This window comes from Paenibacillus terreus (genome assembly GCF_042138595.1).
Lineage (GTDB): Bacteria > Bacillota > Bacilli > Paenibacillales > Paenibacillaceae > Paenibacillus > Paenibacillus terreus.
Map to the genome: position 1 here is coordinate 106,241 of NZ_JBHIRX010000013.1, position 16,284 is coordinate 122,524.

Sequence of the window (16,284 nt, forward strand, 5' to 3'; positions counted from 1 at the left end):
CATGCTTCAAAGCAGGGATAATCATCCTCAAAAAACAAAGCTGCCCTAGAGTATTCCATGGCAGCTTTATGACAAATTCACTTATTCCCGGACCATTGCCGGTCACCGGACAGGTATTTTTCGGTCAGTACGGACAGCAGCTGAATGCCTACTTCGTTCTCGCCGCCCTCGGGAATGATCAGATCGGCGTATTTTTTGGAGGGCTCGATAAAGGCTTCGTGCATCGGCTTCACGGTATTCAGATACTGGTTGTGAATGGATTCAATCGTCCGTCCGCGTTCCTGAATATCCCGTACCACACGGCGCAGAATGCGCACATCCGGGTCGGTGTCCACAAACACCTTGATATCCAGCATGCCGCGCAAATGTTCATCGGACAGCACATGCAGTCCTTCGATAATAGCGATATTGTTTGGTTTGAGTTCCAGAGTCTCGGTGGTGGAGCGGGCATGTACCGAGAAGTCGTATACGGGGGCTTGCGCGGCTTGGCCTTCCTTCAACAGCTTGAGGTGCTCGATCAGCAGCTCGTTGTCAAAAGCAAACGGGTGATCATAATTGATTTGTTCGCGCTCGGCCATACTGAGATATGAATGATCTTTATAATAGTTATCCTGGGATATGAAGGTCACTTTGCCTGTTCCAAGACGTTCAATGACGGAGCGGGCTACCGTCGTTTTGCCGGAGCCGGTGCCGCCGGCTATACCAATAATGAGCATGGTGTTTCAATAACCCTCCCTAAGTTACATTACAATTAGAGTATTGTAGCACAGCATGAACTTTTTTTCACCCATTGGATAACGATTATAATTCGCCTAAAAGCCTATCCAAATTCATGCGAAGCTTTGTTTTTTTATCGTAGAATGAACTATTTGAATCTCCTATAATTGAGTTAATTGATCTTTCAATACGGTTCCAAAAAAATGGTGGACACTCTCTCCAGAAAGACGGTAGTTGACAAGGTAAGGAAGTGACAGCTTGAAGCATTCTATATATGAGCTGGTGGTGACCGATGATTCGCTGCCGTTCGACGTCTCGCTGCACAGCGTGAATTATGTGCCCAGCCACTGGCATAACAGTGTTGAGATTATTTTTGTGCTGCGGGGCATGCTGGAGGCTACGGTTGGACCCCGAAAATACGCTCTGAAGGAAGGCGATGTGCTGCTGATCAACCAGTGCCATGTGCATGAAGTGATCGGCCTGGATCATAACATTATCGCAACCTTCCTCATTCCAGTAGCTTATTTGCGGGAGCATATCAACCAGCTGGACGGCATTCAGTTTGATTGTTACTCCGGTTCGGCTGGCTCTGATAAAAAGAAAGCGCTGGATCACATCCGGCATCTCCTGGCTGAAATGGTGCAGCTGAAATATAAAAAGGGCGAGGCCTTCAGGCTGGAGATGGAGCACCGGATGCTGGGGGTGTTCTCGACTCTGCTTAAGCAGTTCAAAGGAGCTACGACCAGCGGTGCCATTCAGGAAAAATATATGGAGCGTATGCTTCGCATCATTACCTATATCGAGGAGCATTATAACGAGCCGGTATCGCTGCAGGACATTGCAGAGCGGGAGTACCTGTCCGTCCCGTATTTGTCCAAGTTTTTCAGCGAACATATCGGCATGAACTTTCAATCTTATTTGACCAATATCCGGCTGAAAAATGCGGTGGAGGATCTGCTGCGGCGCGACGATATTCCCATTGCCGAGATGGCCATGGCCCATGGCTTTCCGAATGTGAAGTCTTTTTATACTGCGTTCAAGAACCGTTACCATATGACCCCGCATGAGTATCGGACTCATTACCGGCCTGAGCTGGGACAACAGGCTCCTGCGGAATCGTCCAATTATCTGGCCTATAATCAATCGAGCGCATTGGGGATTATCAGCCAGTATTTGCGGCGCAGCCAGTCCTTTGCCGAGGAGCCGATTCAGCAGCTGCAGACTTTGTGCCTCACCGTGAACACTGAGGTGGAAGGAAAGCCTCTCAAGCATACGTGGAGGAATCTGGTCACGATCGGCAAAGCCCAGGAAGGCCTTCATGCGGATGTGCAGGAGCAAATCCGGTATGTTCAGCAGCATTGTCCTTTTCAATATTTGCGGTTTCACGGCATCTTTGACGATGGCATGATGATTTACAGGGAGGATGGGGAAGGACGGCCGCACTTTAATTTCCGGTTCGTGGACCAGCTGTTCGATTTTATGCTGTCTGTTGGGCTTAAGCCGTTCGTGGAGCTGGGCTTTATGCCTTCCGCGCTCGCGGCCGATCGGGACAAAACGGTATTTTACCGGGCAAGCTATGTCAGCCCGCCCAAATCCATGGACCGCTGGTGCGAGCTGGTGGACCGCTTCCTGCGCCACTGCATGAACCGGTATGGGGCAGCCGCGGTGGAAAGCTGGAAGTTCGAGTTCTGGAATGAGCCGGAATTCAGAACCTTCTGGCCCGCAAGCGAAGAGCAGTATATGGAGCTGTATCTGCGGACTTACGAGACCGTCAAGGCAGTATCGCCGCGCCTGCAGATCGGAGCGCCGGGCCGCATCATTACGCTGCTTTCCACCGATTTTCTTGAACGTTTTTTCGCATTATGCAAGGAGCATGGCTGTGATCCGGATTTTATTCCTGTTCATTTCTATCCCCATGAGGGAATGGAAGAGATAATGGGGCTTGAGAGCATGGACCAGCACGACAGGCTGGAACCGTTCAAGAAGCTGTTGAAGGAGTTTCAGGGCATTTCGAACAACCCGGATTATTTAAGGGAAATGCTGATTCGTGAACGCGGCCTGCTGGATGAGCTTGGATTATCTGAATGTGAAATGTACCTTACCGAGTGGAATTCCACGACCTATCACCGTGAGCTGACCAATGATACGCTGTACAAAGCCGCCTATATCGTTAAAAATATTGCTGAAAATCTCGACCGGATCAGCAGCTTTGGTTACTGGGTGCTCAGCGACAATATCGAGGAGACAGCAGCTTCCGCGAGTCTGTTTCATGGCGGGCTGGGCTTGCTCGCCCAGTACGGCATCCCCAAGGCGGCCATGTACGGCTACGAAATGCTGAACAAGCTGGGCGACCGCCTGCTTGCGCAGGGTGACGGGTACCTGGTGACGGAGAAGAACGGAAGCTATCAGATTTTAACGTATAATTACTGCCATTTTGATGATCTGTATGCGCTCGGGGATACCTCATTTGTCGAGGACACCAACCGTTATAACGTATTTAAGGATGAAAAAACACTGAAAATAACGCTGGAGCTGCTCGGTTTGCCTTCCGGAAGATATAAAAAGGTGACGCATACGGTCACCCGCCGGCACGGCAGCAGCTTCGACACATGGGTCGAGATGGGTGCTCCCGCTTATTTAACCGCGGAGGATGCCGCTTTTATCAAAGCCAAATCGATGCCTATGCGGCAGGTCCAAGAGCTTGAACTGTCAAGCAGCAGCCTGATCCATGTGTCCACCCTGGAGCCCCATGCAGTGCAATGCGTGCAGCTCATCCCTGTGAGCTAGCGATGTGTCAATTTTTAATGTTCTCATGCCGGGGAGGGCGAAGTCGGCCCCCAAGGAAGTTAAAAAACAACCCAAAAGTCTGTAAAACGGCGCCTCTCTTTGTGGAGGCGTTTTCATTTACAATGGGTTTGTAATCGTTTTCATACTATATGGGAGGTCATCATCATGGCTGTAAATCAGATTAAAGGCCAGGTTAAGACACCTTTTCGCAGATTAACAACCGGAATTATGCTCGGTTACGGATTGATGATGCTGGCATTGATGACGCCGGCCACGCTGCTGCTTACTTTTAAGATGATAGAAATTGATCCTAACGGTTATACCGCTTCTTACGGTTTGGTGGCAGGCGTGGGCGCATTTTTTGCCTTGATCGGAAATCCGATCGGGGGAGCGCTCAGCGACCGTACCAATATTTCATTCGGACGCAGACGGACCTGGATTCTCATCGGGTCATTCGTCGGCTGTGCCGCATTGGTGTGGATCGGCATGGCGACACAGGTATGGCAGATCGTTGCTGCCTGGGCGGTGGCCCAGCTGTTTTTCAACTTCGCCATGGCGGCTTATACTGCCCTGATCCCCGACCAGGTGCAGGAAACGAAACAGGGCACCGTGTCCGGGCTGCTGGGATTGATCGTTCCGCTGGCCATGTCCATCGGCATGATTTTGATGACGTTCATGACGTCTGTTCCTACATCCGCCAAATGGCTGTTCATGGCCGTTCTTGGCTTTGCCGGCCCTCTGCTCAGCATGCTGCTGATCCGGGACGGTAAAGTGGAGATCATGAAGAAGGCACAGACGAAGGTGTCGCTGGGCGAGAAGATCAGCAAAGTGTATCCAAGTCCGCGCAAATTCCCTGAATTCTCATGGGCGGTGGCTTCCAAGTTTCTGCTGATGATGGGATACTGCAGCACGCTGTATTTGACTGTCATGCTGGTGAACCGTATGGGCTATACGGAAGAAATGGCTACGGGAAGCGTGGCAACGATCAACATTATCGGTCTGGTCTGTGCAGCTGTGACCAGTGTGCTGGGCGGAGTACTGTCAGATAAGCTCCGCAAACAAAAGCCGTTCTTATATGTATCCGCCTTCATTATGGTGATCGGCATGCTGATGTTCGCCTTTATTCCGAATGCCGCAGCTTTCATGATTGCCTCGGGCATTATGGGCCTGGGTTATGGCTGCTTCGGCGCGGTGGATACGGCGCTGGTGGCCCGCATTCTGCCCCGCAAGGAGGACGCCGCGAAGGACTTCGGCATCATGAACGTAGCCAATGCGCTGCCGCAATCGATCGTGCCGGCGATTGCGCCGCTGCTGCTGGCGATCGGCAGCTGGCAGTTCTTCTACATCTTCCTGGGCCTCTGCATCATCGGCGGCATGCTGGCAGTCAAGCCGCTGCCTGAAATCGGGCAGGGGAAGCATGAGCAGGCAGGGGCTGATCCCCTGGCCGATGCGGCTGTACCGGTTGGGAAGTAGGGCTTACTCTTACCTCGATTGAACTCGCATCAGTTAGTTATGTGTAGTTATGTGTAGTTATGTCTAGTTTGGCTAGGTAGGCTAGGTAGGCTAGGTAGGCTAGGTAAGTTGGGTAAGCTGGGCGCGTAACGGTTGTGATAGCTCTTATTCAGGCGAAAAAGACGAGGTTTCTTTTCTAACGGTCGTATGCTCGCTTAAGAAGTCGAAAAAGCCTTTTACCTGTGGAAAAACGGTAAATAAGCTCGCCAGCAACCGTTACATTTTGTAAGCCCTTGTTTTTGCCCAAATAGCGTCGCCCACATCCGTTAGAATATTCGCGCTGTGATCCACACTCGCACCTGTTCACGGTTAAGCGCCGATGATCAGGTTGAGCCAAAAATACAAAGAGAGAGATAAAAGGCGGAGGCCGCCGGGCACCGAATATCGAACATCGAATATCGAACATCAGATATCAAATATCGAACAGCCGGTGGCCGTTACGCCTACATGGAGATTGGAGGAAACCATCATGACCAACAAACAACCACAATCCGTTGAGGATACGATTCAATATGTGACCAATCCGGGAGGTCCAACCCTGGGATATTCGACGGCTTCCGGGGTTACCATTCTGGAGCAGGACGGGCTGTACTTCAAGGATCTGAACAAGGACGGCACTCTGGATAAATATGAGGACTGGCGGCTTCCCGCCGAAGAGCGGGCCCGGGATCTGGCGTCCAAAATGACGATTGAGCAGATTGCGGGATTGATGCTGTACAGCCGTCATCAGTCCATTCCGGCGGTGAGCCGGGGCTGGTTCGCCAGCACATATAACGGCAAGAGCTACGAGGAAAGTGGAGCCAAGCCCTGGGAGCTGACGGATGAGCAAATTGCCTTTCTGGCCAAGGACCATCTGCGGCATATTCTTATAACGACAGTGGAGAGCCCGGAGGTGGCCGCCCGCTGGAGCAATAAGGTGCAGGCCTTTGCCGAAGGGACAGGGCTGGGCATTCCGGCGAACAACAGCTCCGATCCACGCCACGGGTCGGATTCCAGCTCCGAGTTCAACGCCGGCTCAGGCGGCAAAATCTCCATGTGGCCGGAGACGCTCGGGCTGGCCGCGACCTTCGACCCGGCCGTGACCGAACGTTTTGGCGAGATTGCGGCCAAGGAATACCGGGCGCTCGGTATTGCGACAGCGCTCTCCCCGCAGGTGGATATCGCGACAGATCCGCGCTGGTTCCGGTTTAACGGCACCTTTGGCGAGGATTCGCAGCTGTCCGCCGATATGGCCCGCGCTTATATCGACGGCTTTCAGACCTCCACGGGAGAGCAGGAGATTAGCGGCGGCTGGGGTTATGACAGCGTCAACGCGATGGTGAAGCACTGGCCGGGGGGCGGATCGGGCGAGGGCGGAAGAGACGCCCATTACGGCTGCGGCAAATATGCCGTTTATCCTGGCAACAACTTTGAGGAGCATCTGATTCCTTTTGTAGACGGGGCATTCAAGCTGTCCGGCGAGACGGGCAAAGCATCGGCTGTGATGCCGTATTATACGATTTCGGTGAATCAGGATACCGTGAACGGCGAGAATGTAGGAAACTCTTATAACAAATACCTGATTAAGGATTTGCTGCGGGACAAATATGGATACGACGGCGTCGTCTGCACGGACTGGCTGATTACGGCGGACGAAACGGATGCGCGGGACTCATTCCTCAGCGGCAAGCCATGGGGAGTGGAAGAGCTTAGCGTAGCGGAGCGTCATTACAGGCTGCTGATGGCCGGGGTGGACCAATTCGGCGGCAACAACGAGATGGGACCCGTGCTGGAAGCCTATCAGATGGGCGTGGCCGAGCATGGCGAAGCTTATATGCGCAGACGTTTTGAGGAATCCGCCGTGCGGCTGCTCCGAAATATGTTCCGGCTGGGCTTGTTCGAAAATCCATACCTTGATCCCGAAACCAGCGCGCGCGTGGTAGGCAATCCGGAGTTTATGAAGGAAGGCTACGAAGCACAGCTGAAATCGGTGGTCATGCTGAAAAATAAAAACCAATTGCTGCCCGTACAGCCGAAGAGCACCGTCTATATCCCGAAAATTCTGACACCGGCAGGCAAGGACTGGTTCGGCAATCCGACACCGGAATCGTACGAATATCCGGTGAATATGCAAGTGGCAGCCAAGTACTTCAATGTCACAGATAACCCGGATGAGGCTGACTTTGCGCTCGTCTGCATCCGCAGCCCCAAATCGGGAACCGGCTACAGCCAGGAGGATGCCGATCAGGGAGGCAACGGTTATGTGCCGCTGAGCCTGCAATACCGGCCATACACCGCCGAGCATGCGCGCGAAGCGAGCCTTGCCGGCGATGCACGCGCAGAGGACGTGCTCAACCGCTCCTACAAAGGCAAGACAGTTACAGCCCATAATACCGCCGATCTGGACACGGTGCTGGAAGCGAAGCAGAAGATGAAAGGCAAGCCTGTGGTGGTGTCGCTGCTGCTGTCGAATCCGACGGTGGTGGAGGAATTCGAAGGAGAGGTTGACGCCATTCTCGCCAATTTCGGGGTGCAGGATCAGGCTGTATTTGAGATTCTGACCGGAGTGGTGGAGCCTTCGGGACTGCTGCCGATGCAGATGCCTGCCAACATGAAGACGGTGGAGGAGCAGTTCGAGGACGTGCCGCATGATATGGAGTGCCATGTCGATTCGGAGGACCATGTCTACGATTTCGGCTTTGGCCTGAACTGGAGCGGTGTGATTGACGATGAACGCACGCGAAAATACAAGAAAGTGCATATAGGACGCTAATGCACTGCAGGCCCATCTTCAATTTACAGATTGCTCCGTCTTTGATCGCTTCCGTTGAGACTACGTGAAGTCTCGCGTTTAAGAGAAGAGCGAACAAGGTCGTGAAACGAGGCTGCCCCTAAGCAGATTAGCTGCTTGAGGGCGGCCTTGTTCATGTTATTTATACAATATCCGCTCTTGTCTCATGCCTAAATGTTCGTAGGTGAATAGACTGGACTGACATAACGAAAAGGAGTGAATGGATTGTCTCAAGCCAATTTGCCGAACATTACCCCATCGATTACGATCACAAGAGAAGAATCGATCACCTTGATCATTGCCTCCATCGCGATGGAGGAGCTGGGATTAAGTCACATTTTGAATGCGGAGGGGGAGAAGCTGCAATACGTGCTGGGTACCTTGCCCGGGGTTTCTCCGTTGAATCCGACCCTCAGCGATTTGTTGGCCGTTAACGAAAGTGTTCGTAAAACCTTGAAGGAAACGGTCAAGAAAGACTGGGTGCTGAGCAACAAATTAGAAGCGGCTTTGTGCGCTTCCAAAGATCCAATAGGACCCACAGGTCCAACGGGCCCGACCGGCCCGACAAGCCCAACGGGAACGACAAGCCCGACAGGCCCGACGTGCGTAGCAACGTGTGCACCATATCTATTCGGAGTCGGGGCATTCCAATGTTTACCAATCATAAATAATGGTCCAACACCATGTGTACAAATCACAGGCCCATCGGGCCCGACATGTGTTCCAGTAGTTAAAGGCACTTTCATATATAACGATGGTACACAAATAGGCTATGTTACTGGCTCTCCAGCACCAGACTTTTATCCATATTGCTTGCCGTAAAAATCAACCCTATACCATCATGGTAACGCCATACAGAACTCGCAATGTGAGTACTTCCTTCGATTTCTATCATCAGGACACGAGGCCACCCCTAAGCAGACGCAGCTGCTTAGGGGTGGCCTTGTTTATATTGATTTTTTTCAATATCCACTGGTATCCAAGCCTGCATGTCCGGAATTGAATAGAATAGACTGACCACAACAAAAGGGGTGAGTGGAATGTCTCAAGCCAATTTGCCGAACATTACACCAACGATCACGTTAACAAGAGAGCAATCGATCACCTTGATCATTGCCTCCATCGCGATGGAGGAGCTGGGATTAAGCCATATTTTGAACGCCGAGGGGGAGAAGCTGCAATACGTACTGGGTACCTTGCCTGGAAAGAAATTGCCAGTCCCGCCGACGCTTAGTGATCTATTGGCTGTAAACGAAAGCATTCGTAAAACCATAAAGGAAACGATCAGGAAGGACTGGGTGCTGAGCAACAAACTGCAAGCCGCTTTGTGCTCCGAGTCGAAGAAATGACCGCTTGATCCCGGTATTCAGGCGTAAATGTACCCGCTTGAGACTTTCACTATACACAAAAGGGACCCACGGGCTATCGGCCTTTTCGGGTCCCTTTTTGCATTTTTGCAAGTGACACACCTACTGGTACATAGGTGAATAGACTGGACTATTCGAAACGAAAGGAGTGAATGAGTTGTCCCAGGCCAATTTGCCAAACATTACACCCGCCTTTTCACTAACAAGAGAAGATGCGATAAACCTGATCATTTCATCCATCGCCATGGAGGAACTGGGGTTGAGCCACATTCTGAATGCCGAGGGCGAGAAGCTGCAATACGTACTGGGCACCCTGCCCGGTGTATCTGTCCCAGCCCCGACACTCAGCGACCTGCTGGCTATAAATAACAGTATCCGTAAAACCCTGAAAGAAACAACGAAGAAGGAATGGGTGCTCAGCAACAAACTGGAAATGGCCTTGAAGGCTTCCAAGTGCTCAACAGAGGTCCCAGTCACAACAAAGGTTCCAGTCACAACAGAAGCGCCAGTCATAACAGAGGTTCCAGTCACAACAGAAGCACCAGCCACAACAGAGCCACCAGTCGTAGCAGAAGCGCCGGCCGTAGCAGAGGCGCCAGTCGGGACAGAAGCGGAAGGAGCGACTGCTGCAGCAGACATAACAGGCGCATTGGGCGGGCCATGTTGGATGGTCATGTACCCCGAGCCTGTAGGTTTAACATGCATACCGGTCACCCCAGGCGCAACCTTTGTACCTATCGATCTTCCAACAGGTACAACATATTATCCGATAACTGCAACAGACCAATCTCCACAAGATCAGGATTGCTTACCGATCGTACTTCCAACAGGCATAACATGTGTACCCTTTATTGTTGAGCCATAAGACCAGATATAACTGCGCACCCACTTCTCCAGATTCCTCCACCGCAGCAATAAACCCTCTCGTACAAAAGTGCCCAGCTTTAGGTGAGGATGAATCGCCCTGACTCATCGTATTTCACATTGCCGCTTTATTTATTTTGAAAAAACAGGCGCACTCTCACACTCACACATAGGCAAGTGAATAGATTGCATTATCAAAAAAACGAAAGGAGTGGTTGAAATGTCTCAAGCCAATTTGCCCAATATTACCCCATCATTTACGATCACCAGAGAAGATGCGATATCTTTGATCATTTCCTCCATCGCCATGGAGGAGCTGGGATTAAGTCACATTCTGAATGCCGAGGGGGAAAAGCTGCAGTACGTATTGGGCACTCTGCCCGGCATATCATCTCCGGTGCCGACGATCAGTGATTTACTGGCAGTCAATGACAGCATCCTCAAAACCGTTAAGGAAACGACGAATAAAGACTGGGTGTTAAGCAACAAATTGGAGCTGGCTCTGGAGGCTCTTAAAGGCATAACAGGCACAACAGGCTCGACAGGCGGCTATAATATCACCCTCACGCATTGGGACCAGGGTGTATAGCGCCAACAGGCATAACAACTCCCGTCAGGCCATTGGCTAAATAGGAGCTGCTTGATCCGCAAGATATTTTATAAAGAAAGGAGGGATAGGTTTGTCTCAAGCGAATCTTCCAAACATTACACCAACGATTACAGTATCCATAGATGATGCAATAAATTTAGTGATTTCCTCCATCGCGATGGAGGAGCTGGGGTTAAGCCACATCCTGAATGCCGAGGGGGAGAAGCTGCAATACGTACTGGGCACTTTGCCTGGCGTATCCGCGCCGTCACCGACCCTCAGTGACTTGTTGGCGATCAATGACAGTATTCTTAAAACCCTGAAAGAAACGACGAAGAAAGATTGGGTGCTGAGCAACAAGCTGGAAATGGCTTTGGATGCTTGCCCGGTAGGCCCGACAGGCCCAATAGGTCCAACCGGTCCGACAGGACCAACGGGCCCGACCAGCCCGACGTGCGTAGCAACGTGTGCGCCAGTCATATATGGAGTCGGCCCATTTCACTGTGAACCCATCATAGATGGTCCGACACCATGTGTAGAAATCCAGCTCGCAGCAGGTGTAACATGTGTTCCAGTACCTCCTAAAGGCACTTTCATACATGTACTTGGTGTTACAGAAATAGCCTATGTCACTGGAACGCCAGCCCCGGAAGTTTATCCATATTGCCTGCCGTAACAACCAACTGTACCATCGTGGCGGCGCTTTTTGAAGCTCGCCATACGAGTCTTGCCGATAATTCTCAGGCAGCCCTTAAGCAGAATGTTTTGTTTAAGGGCTGCCTTAGCGTTACAGATATATACCCTTCACCAATAGTTTCTGATCACCGTGTAACCACAGTGAATCTGGAAACTTCAAGCTGGCTGTACTTCCTTTCAAGGGCATACTCCTTGATTTGCTCCAGAGACATATCCGTATCCTTCATATTCACGATGGCGCACTTTTGACAGGCTCCCTGGTACATCGCCCTCACCTCGTGTCTAGAAGTTACAACGTAAAGCTTACTTTATGTCAAGCTTTGCCTCCATTCCGATTTCAACAGCCCCATGAAGTAGGTATCATAGTATTGCCCATTGACGTAGGCATGGTTTCTCAGCTGGCCTTCAACAACAAACCCGATCTTTTTATAGAGGGCGATAGCGTGTTCGTTGGTGCCTCTCGTTGTCAGGTAAATTTTATTTAAACGAAGCTGATAAAAGCCCAAATCAATCATCTGTTCCATGGCCGGCTTTCCATAACCTTGGCCGCGCGCTTCGGGAGCAAGCAGGATGCCGATACCTGCTCTGCCGTGCTCATGTTCGATATCTTTAAGAAAAATCCATCCGACCAGGCGGTTCTGTTCATTTTCGATAGCCAGCAGAATGTCTCCGTTTTTCCTTTTTTTCTCTACATGCTGTGCGGTTTGCTCATAGGTCTGCGGGACTCTGCCGACCATTAACAATGAGACGGGGTCATTCGACCACCGATGAAGCTCCTTAATATCTTCCGTTTCAAAAGGGCGCAAATGGATCGTTTGTTCAGGCATAACAGTCTCCTTTATGGCGAAATAAACTCTTGTTTAACAAATTCTAACATACTATTTCAGGAATGCATCGCAACATATAAAACCTTTTGCCGCAGGAAGAGTATGAAGCTGCATATGGATGGGACACGGTTGCTGGAGCTCATGCTATATTAACTCAACTTTTACAGAGGACAAATCCAATTAAACCTTTGTAGCTGCTGGCTGGGTTCTGAGGAATTCGAATCCCCTCCTTGCAAGTTTGCCGATTTCATGCTGCGAAAGTTAAGGCTTGATAGTCAGCCGCCCGTCGACTGTGGCAGGGCATGTGTACTCGCTGCCCAGAAGCCTTGCACGATTATCCCGTTGGATCAGGTAAAGGTAAACAGAAAACCGGGAACCGGGAACCGAAAATATACTTTAGGCGTGTTAAAGAAAATAACGGATCAAGTGTGGCACGAAAATGCCTGTTGTTACGCTATTCAGGACAATCGAACGGGTCTATTATTTCGGGATCGTGCCTTATGGAGAAAGCAGATCGGTTCGAGATCATGAGGGATCTTAGGAGAAAGCAGAGCGTTTAGGTGATGTGAAACCGACCGCGAGAGAAGGAGCGAGCGGAGCAAAGCCCTGAAAAAATAAAAGACTCTAGCCCTCGTTGCCGCTTGAACCTGAATTTTTCCAATGTCCTCGTTCACGCCAACCCACACCATTCAAGCCACGCCCATTATACTCGCTTTTCCTCGTTCAAACCCTGTGATCAGGACGCAGCCGCAAGAGGCTGAAATGGTTGGCGCGCGATCAGTCGGCGGTAAGGGATCGCCGGAATCGCCACGCCCATGTACAGCAACTTCTGCCACATCGGTTCTTCCCCTCTGGGCAGGCGCAGTCGGCGGCGTCCGGTGTACTCGTTGAGGTATGCCTGCAGATGTTTGGTGCCCAAGGCAATATATGTACGCTTCAGCGATGTCCACGCCTCTCTCACGACTTTCCGCAAGGGTCTATACAGCCGAAAGGCTTGAGGGAACGACTGTACCCCCGATCCACGGACATCTACCTGTTCATGGATAAACGCAGCGAGTTCGAGTCGATTCGCTCCGTACCCATCTCCCCTCATCTGCGGGACCAGACGGATTTTGATCCGCTCCGGCTCGCCCGACTCCGTGACTGTGCATCCCGCTACGACCGCCGAAGCATGCGGATGAGGAAACTGTAGCCGGGCTGGATTACGCCCATACAGGTCGCTGTTCACCTTCACGTCTCCGCAGAGCAGCTCCCGGACATCGAACTCCCCGATGGCATGGCGGATTTTGTGGAGCATCAACCAGGCGGTCTTGTAGGTGACCTGGATCACCTGGCTCAGCCGCATCGCCGAGATGCCGTCGGGCAGCAGGAACAACTCCAGCGCCTGGAACCACTTGGTCAGGGGGAGATGGGTGCGTTCAAAAATCGTGCCGACCAAAGCCGACGTTTGATGCGCACACCTGGCGCACTCGAACAAGGGAATGCGCCGGGAAGTCAGACGACTGCAGCGGGTGTGAGCGCAACGCGGGCAGACGAAGCCGTTCGGCCACTTCATCGCGATCAATGCCTCCATGCAGTCCTGCTCGTTATGATAACGACTGCTAAAGGATTGAAGTTCTATTTCCGTTTGGACTTCCATGTCTGCTCGCCCCCGAATCAACAAAATACGAACATACGATCTTTTTATCATTATACCAAACGTATGTTCCTATTTCAAGCCGAGCATCCCACTTGGGCTGCCTCTTTTTTTCTTATCTCTTGTCTCTTTCTCTTTTCTCTTTATTCCTTCCCCTAGGCTCACCTCAACCCATTCTGAGCAAACGGGATAATCATGCAAAGCTGTATGAAGAGGCAACAGGCACCAGACACCAGATACCAGACACCAGATACCAGACACCAGATACCAGACACCAAGCACCAACCACCTTACCCTATAGGCACCCGTCGCATTCTGGATACTAGACTCTGAGCGGGGTGAATTCCCTTTTTCCAAGAAAGGTAGAAAAAAGCTGTCTGCTGATTCAGCGTCAACTACAGCTGTGGATCCCCGTTTTGCCCAGTTACATCAAGGCCTGTTTGCCGATTTCATGCTGTGAAAGTTGAGATATTAACAAATCGGCCGCTGAGATCAGCAGCCTGTCGGTCGTGTATACATATCCTCTATAAAGGCGTTGAAGGGATTGCAGGGGCTGTGTTGGCGGGGGAGCATTTCAAATGCTGGATGAGCGTGCTGGATGAGCGGTTTTGAGGGGCGGAGTCCATCCGCTCCTCATTCTTTTAGGTATGGACATGCACGGAGCGTCTTACAGCATACAAAAAGTAATGCTGCGGATCAGGGACTTTCCCATCGCCAGGCCTAGGAAGGCTTCAACAGCAAGACGGTTAGCTCGTCCTGTCTGCGGCGCAGCACCTGCGGTGTCCAGGTTGAATTTTGCTCAATGAATATTTTATTGGCCCGGAAGGCATCAATTCTGTTTTTTAAGTAAATGGTCTTTTTCTTCTCAAAATCCTGGTTGCTTAGCGCGCTGTTCTTCTTCTGGCTGATCAGCACCAGGTTGGCGAGCCGGTTCGTCCAGTATCTCCGGTCCGCTTCGCTGAAATCCTTGACCCATTGGCTGTTTCTTGGCGGGTTTTGCGGCAGTACATGCTCTACCGTAATGTACTGGTAGTTGGATAAATGCACGGTATTGTCTCCCGACAGATATTCGATCTTCAGGAGCAAATACCGGGTGTATTGCTTCTTGTAGACATCTCCCTGAATGTTTCTTCTGAACTCCTCCGTGTTAATCTTGAAGAGTGCGGGATTGCCGAGCAGATCATCCAACCGGTTTTCAGGGGTGTAGTCAATGGCTTTAAGAATGTTATTCATGGCCTCCAGCCGGGTGGTGGGCGTCACGCCGCATACCCAGTCGCCGGTGAATTTGTATTCCAGCTTCTTTAGAAATTCCCCCAGCCGGCCCAAACCGAATTTGGCATAGTAGTGCATCAACGGAGGCACCCATTCCTCCGAACGGAAACCGATCTTCATGATCGTCAGCAGGTTCTTGATGCTGTTGTTCAAATGCTCGTTCTGCAGCTCGATGATCTGTTCATAGATGTCGTTGTATTTGTTGATAAAGTCGAATGTGTCTTTCCCCAAACGCAGCAGGGGAGGCTGCGAAGAGCTCAGGTGATAGATCTTGTCGTTGAATTCCTCCAGCAGATTGGCCCGGGCCTTCTCCTGCACCAGAATGGTTCTCAGGAACTGCAGGAACCGGTCAAAGTCGCTTCCATGCTTGCCTTCAATCTCTTCCCATATCTTCGCGTACTTGTTTTTTTCCCTTTCCGTCGGCAAGGCCCCGATATTCTGCGACTTCAGCACATCGGCATTGGTCAGCGGGATGCCGCGGTTATTCAGGATGGTGAACAGACGAAACGCATCCTCCGTATTCTCCGTGGAGACATAAATGAAGAGGGCGCGGTTGAAGACAAACTTCAGAAACTCCTCCAGACTGCCTGTCTGCTTTTGCTTCAGGAAGAAGTCACGCATGACCAATGCGCTGTTCGCCATATTGGAGATCGATAGATTGTCATTGCTGCTGTCGGCGTACAGCTTCAGGGCACCGGTCTGCGTCGTGCCTTCCGGTTGGATGATGAATTCGTGAATAAACCCTTCCACATTATCTCTGATTTTATAAGTAATCCTGGAACGGGACGGTATGTTCTCCAGCATGTTCTCTTCCTGATAAATCTTCTTTTGCAGCGTGCCCTTGAACTGCTGGTTGTTGATGATATCCCGGAGAACAGCCAGCATGATAAAGAGGGTGGTTAGCCGCTGTTGTCCGTCCAATACCTCGTATTCAGGGAAGCTGCTCATATTATGTCTTTTTAACACCAGGGTTCCAAGGAAGTAATCCTTATCCGGCTTATGAATAAATGCAAAATACAGATCCTCCAGCAGCTCGATAATATTGTCCGTTTTCCAAACATAGGAACGCTGATATTCAGGGATCAGGAACCAGAAATTCTCCGAGAACACCTTCTGCAAAAATTCCTTGTTCGCTTCTATAGTTCCAGCCGGCATGATTGTACACCCTCCTTTGATAACAAATGATCCAGGCCAAGACAAAATCATAGTGGGAAAAACCCTGGTTCAAGAAGGAAATACGATTACCA

General features: G+C 51.0%; 12 protein-coding genes. 8 read left to right on the plus strand and 4 right to left on the minus strand.

Annotated elements, in window-relative coordinates:
* Positions 1-77: 77 nt before the first annotated feature.
* Positions 78-716, minus strand: a complete 639-nt coding sequence (gene udk / locus ACE5KN_RS21245; RefSeq protein WP_375528873.1) for a uridine kinase — start codon at positions 714-716, stop codon at positions 78-80.
* Positions 717-975: 259 nt separating this feature from the next.
* Here udk and ACE5KN_RS21250 point away from each other — a divergent pair, with 259 nt between their 5' ends.
* From ACE5KN_RS21250 to ACE5KN_RS21285, 8 genes are all read left to right on the plus strand, one after another.
* Positions 976-3,504 carry a GH39 family glycosyl hydrolase gene (locus ACE5KN_RS21250; protein ID WP_375528874.1) on the plus strand — a complete coding sequence of 843 codons (2,529 nt, stop codon included), beginning with the start codon at positions 976-978 and terminating at the stop codon, positions 3,502-3,504.
* 165 nt (positions 3,505-3,669) lie between these two features.
* Positions 3,670-4,977, plus strand: a complete 1,308-nt coding sequence (locus tag ACE5KN_RS21255; RefSeq protein WP_375528875.1) for an MFS transporter — start codon at positions 3,670-3,672, stop codon at positions 4,975-4,977.
* Between the two features lie 508 nt (positions 4,978-5,485).
* Positions 5,486-7,768, plus strand: coding sequence for a glycoside hydrolase family 3 protein (locus ACE5KN_RS21260; RefSeq protein WP_375528876.1), 2,283 nt, complete (start codon positions 5,486-5,488; stop codon positions 7,766-7,768).
* 243 nt (positions 7,769-8,011) lie between these two features.
* Positions 8,012-8,608: an alpha-helical endospore appendage domain-containing protein gene (locus ACE5KN_RS21265; protein WP_375528877.1), complete on the plus strand. Its 597-nt coding sequence runs from the start codon at positions 8,012-8,014 to the stop codon at positions 8,606-8,608.
* A 218-nt stretch (positions 8,609-8,826) separates the two neighbouring features.
* Positions 8,827-9,135 (plus strand): alpha-helical endospore appendage domain-containing protein, encoded by a 309-nt coding sequence (locus tag ACE5KN_RS21270; protein ID WP_375528878.1) that lies wholly within the window; start codon positions 8,827-8,829, stop codon positions 9,133-9,135.
* A 175-nt stretch (positions 9,136-9,310) separates the two neighbouring features.
* Positions 9,311-10,018: an alpha-helical endospore appendage domain-containing protein gene (locus tag ACE5KN_RS21275; protein WP_375528879.1), complete on the plus strand. Its 708-nt coding sequence runs from the start codon at positions 9,311-9,313 to the stop codon at positions 10,016-10,018.
* 219 nt (positions 10,019-10,237) lie between these two features.
* Positions 10,238-10,606, plus strand: coding sequence for an alpha-helical endospore appendage domain-containing protein (locus ACE5KN_RS21280; RefSeq protein WP_375528880.1), 369 nt, complete (start codon positions 10,238-10,240; stop codon positions 10,604-10,606).
* Between the two features lie 91 nt (positions 10,607-10,697).
* Positions 10,698-11,282, plus strand: a complete 585-nt coding sequence (locus tag ACE5KN_RS21285; RefSeq protein WP_375528881.1) for an alpha-helical endospore appendage domain-containing protein — start codon at positions 10,698-10,700, stop codon at positions 11,280-11,282.
* Between the two features lie 328 nt (positions 11,283-11,610).
* Here the strand turns inward: ACE5KN_RS21285 and ACE5KN_RS21290 are convergent, their stop codons facing one another.
* The 3 genes from ACE5KN_RS21290 to ACE5KN_RS21300 all read right to left on the minus strand — a co-directional run bounded on the left by ACE5KN_RS21290 (position 11,611) and on the right by ACE5KN_RS21300 (position 16,192).
* Positions 11,611-12,129 (minus strand): GNAT family N-acetyltransferase, encoded by a 519-nt coding sequence (locus tag ACE5KN_RS21290; RefSeq protein ID WP_375528882.1) that lies wholly within the window; start codon positions 12,127-12,129, stop codon positions 11,611-11,613.
* Between the two features lie 736 nt (positions 12,130-12,865).
* Entirely contained in the window at positions 12,866-13,768 is a 903-nt protein-coding gene (locus ACE5KN_RS21295) for a transposase (RefSeq protein WP_375533145.1), read from the minus strand.
* Positions 13,769-14,485: 717 nt separating this feature from the next.
* The gene (locus ACE5KN_RS21300) at positions 14,486-16,192 is read right to left on the minus strand and encodes a DUF262 domain-containing protein (protein WP_375528811.1); all 1,707 of its coding nucleotides are present in this window, start codon (positions 16,190-16,192) and stop codon (positions 14,486-14,488) included.
* Between the last annotated feature and the right edge of the window lie 92 nt (positions 16,193-16,284).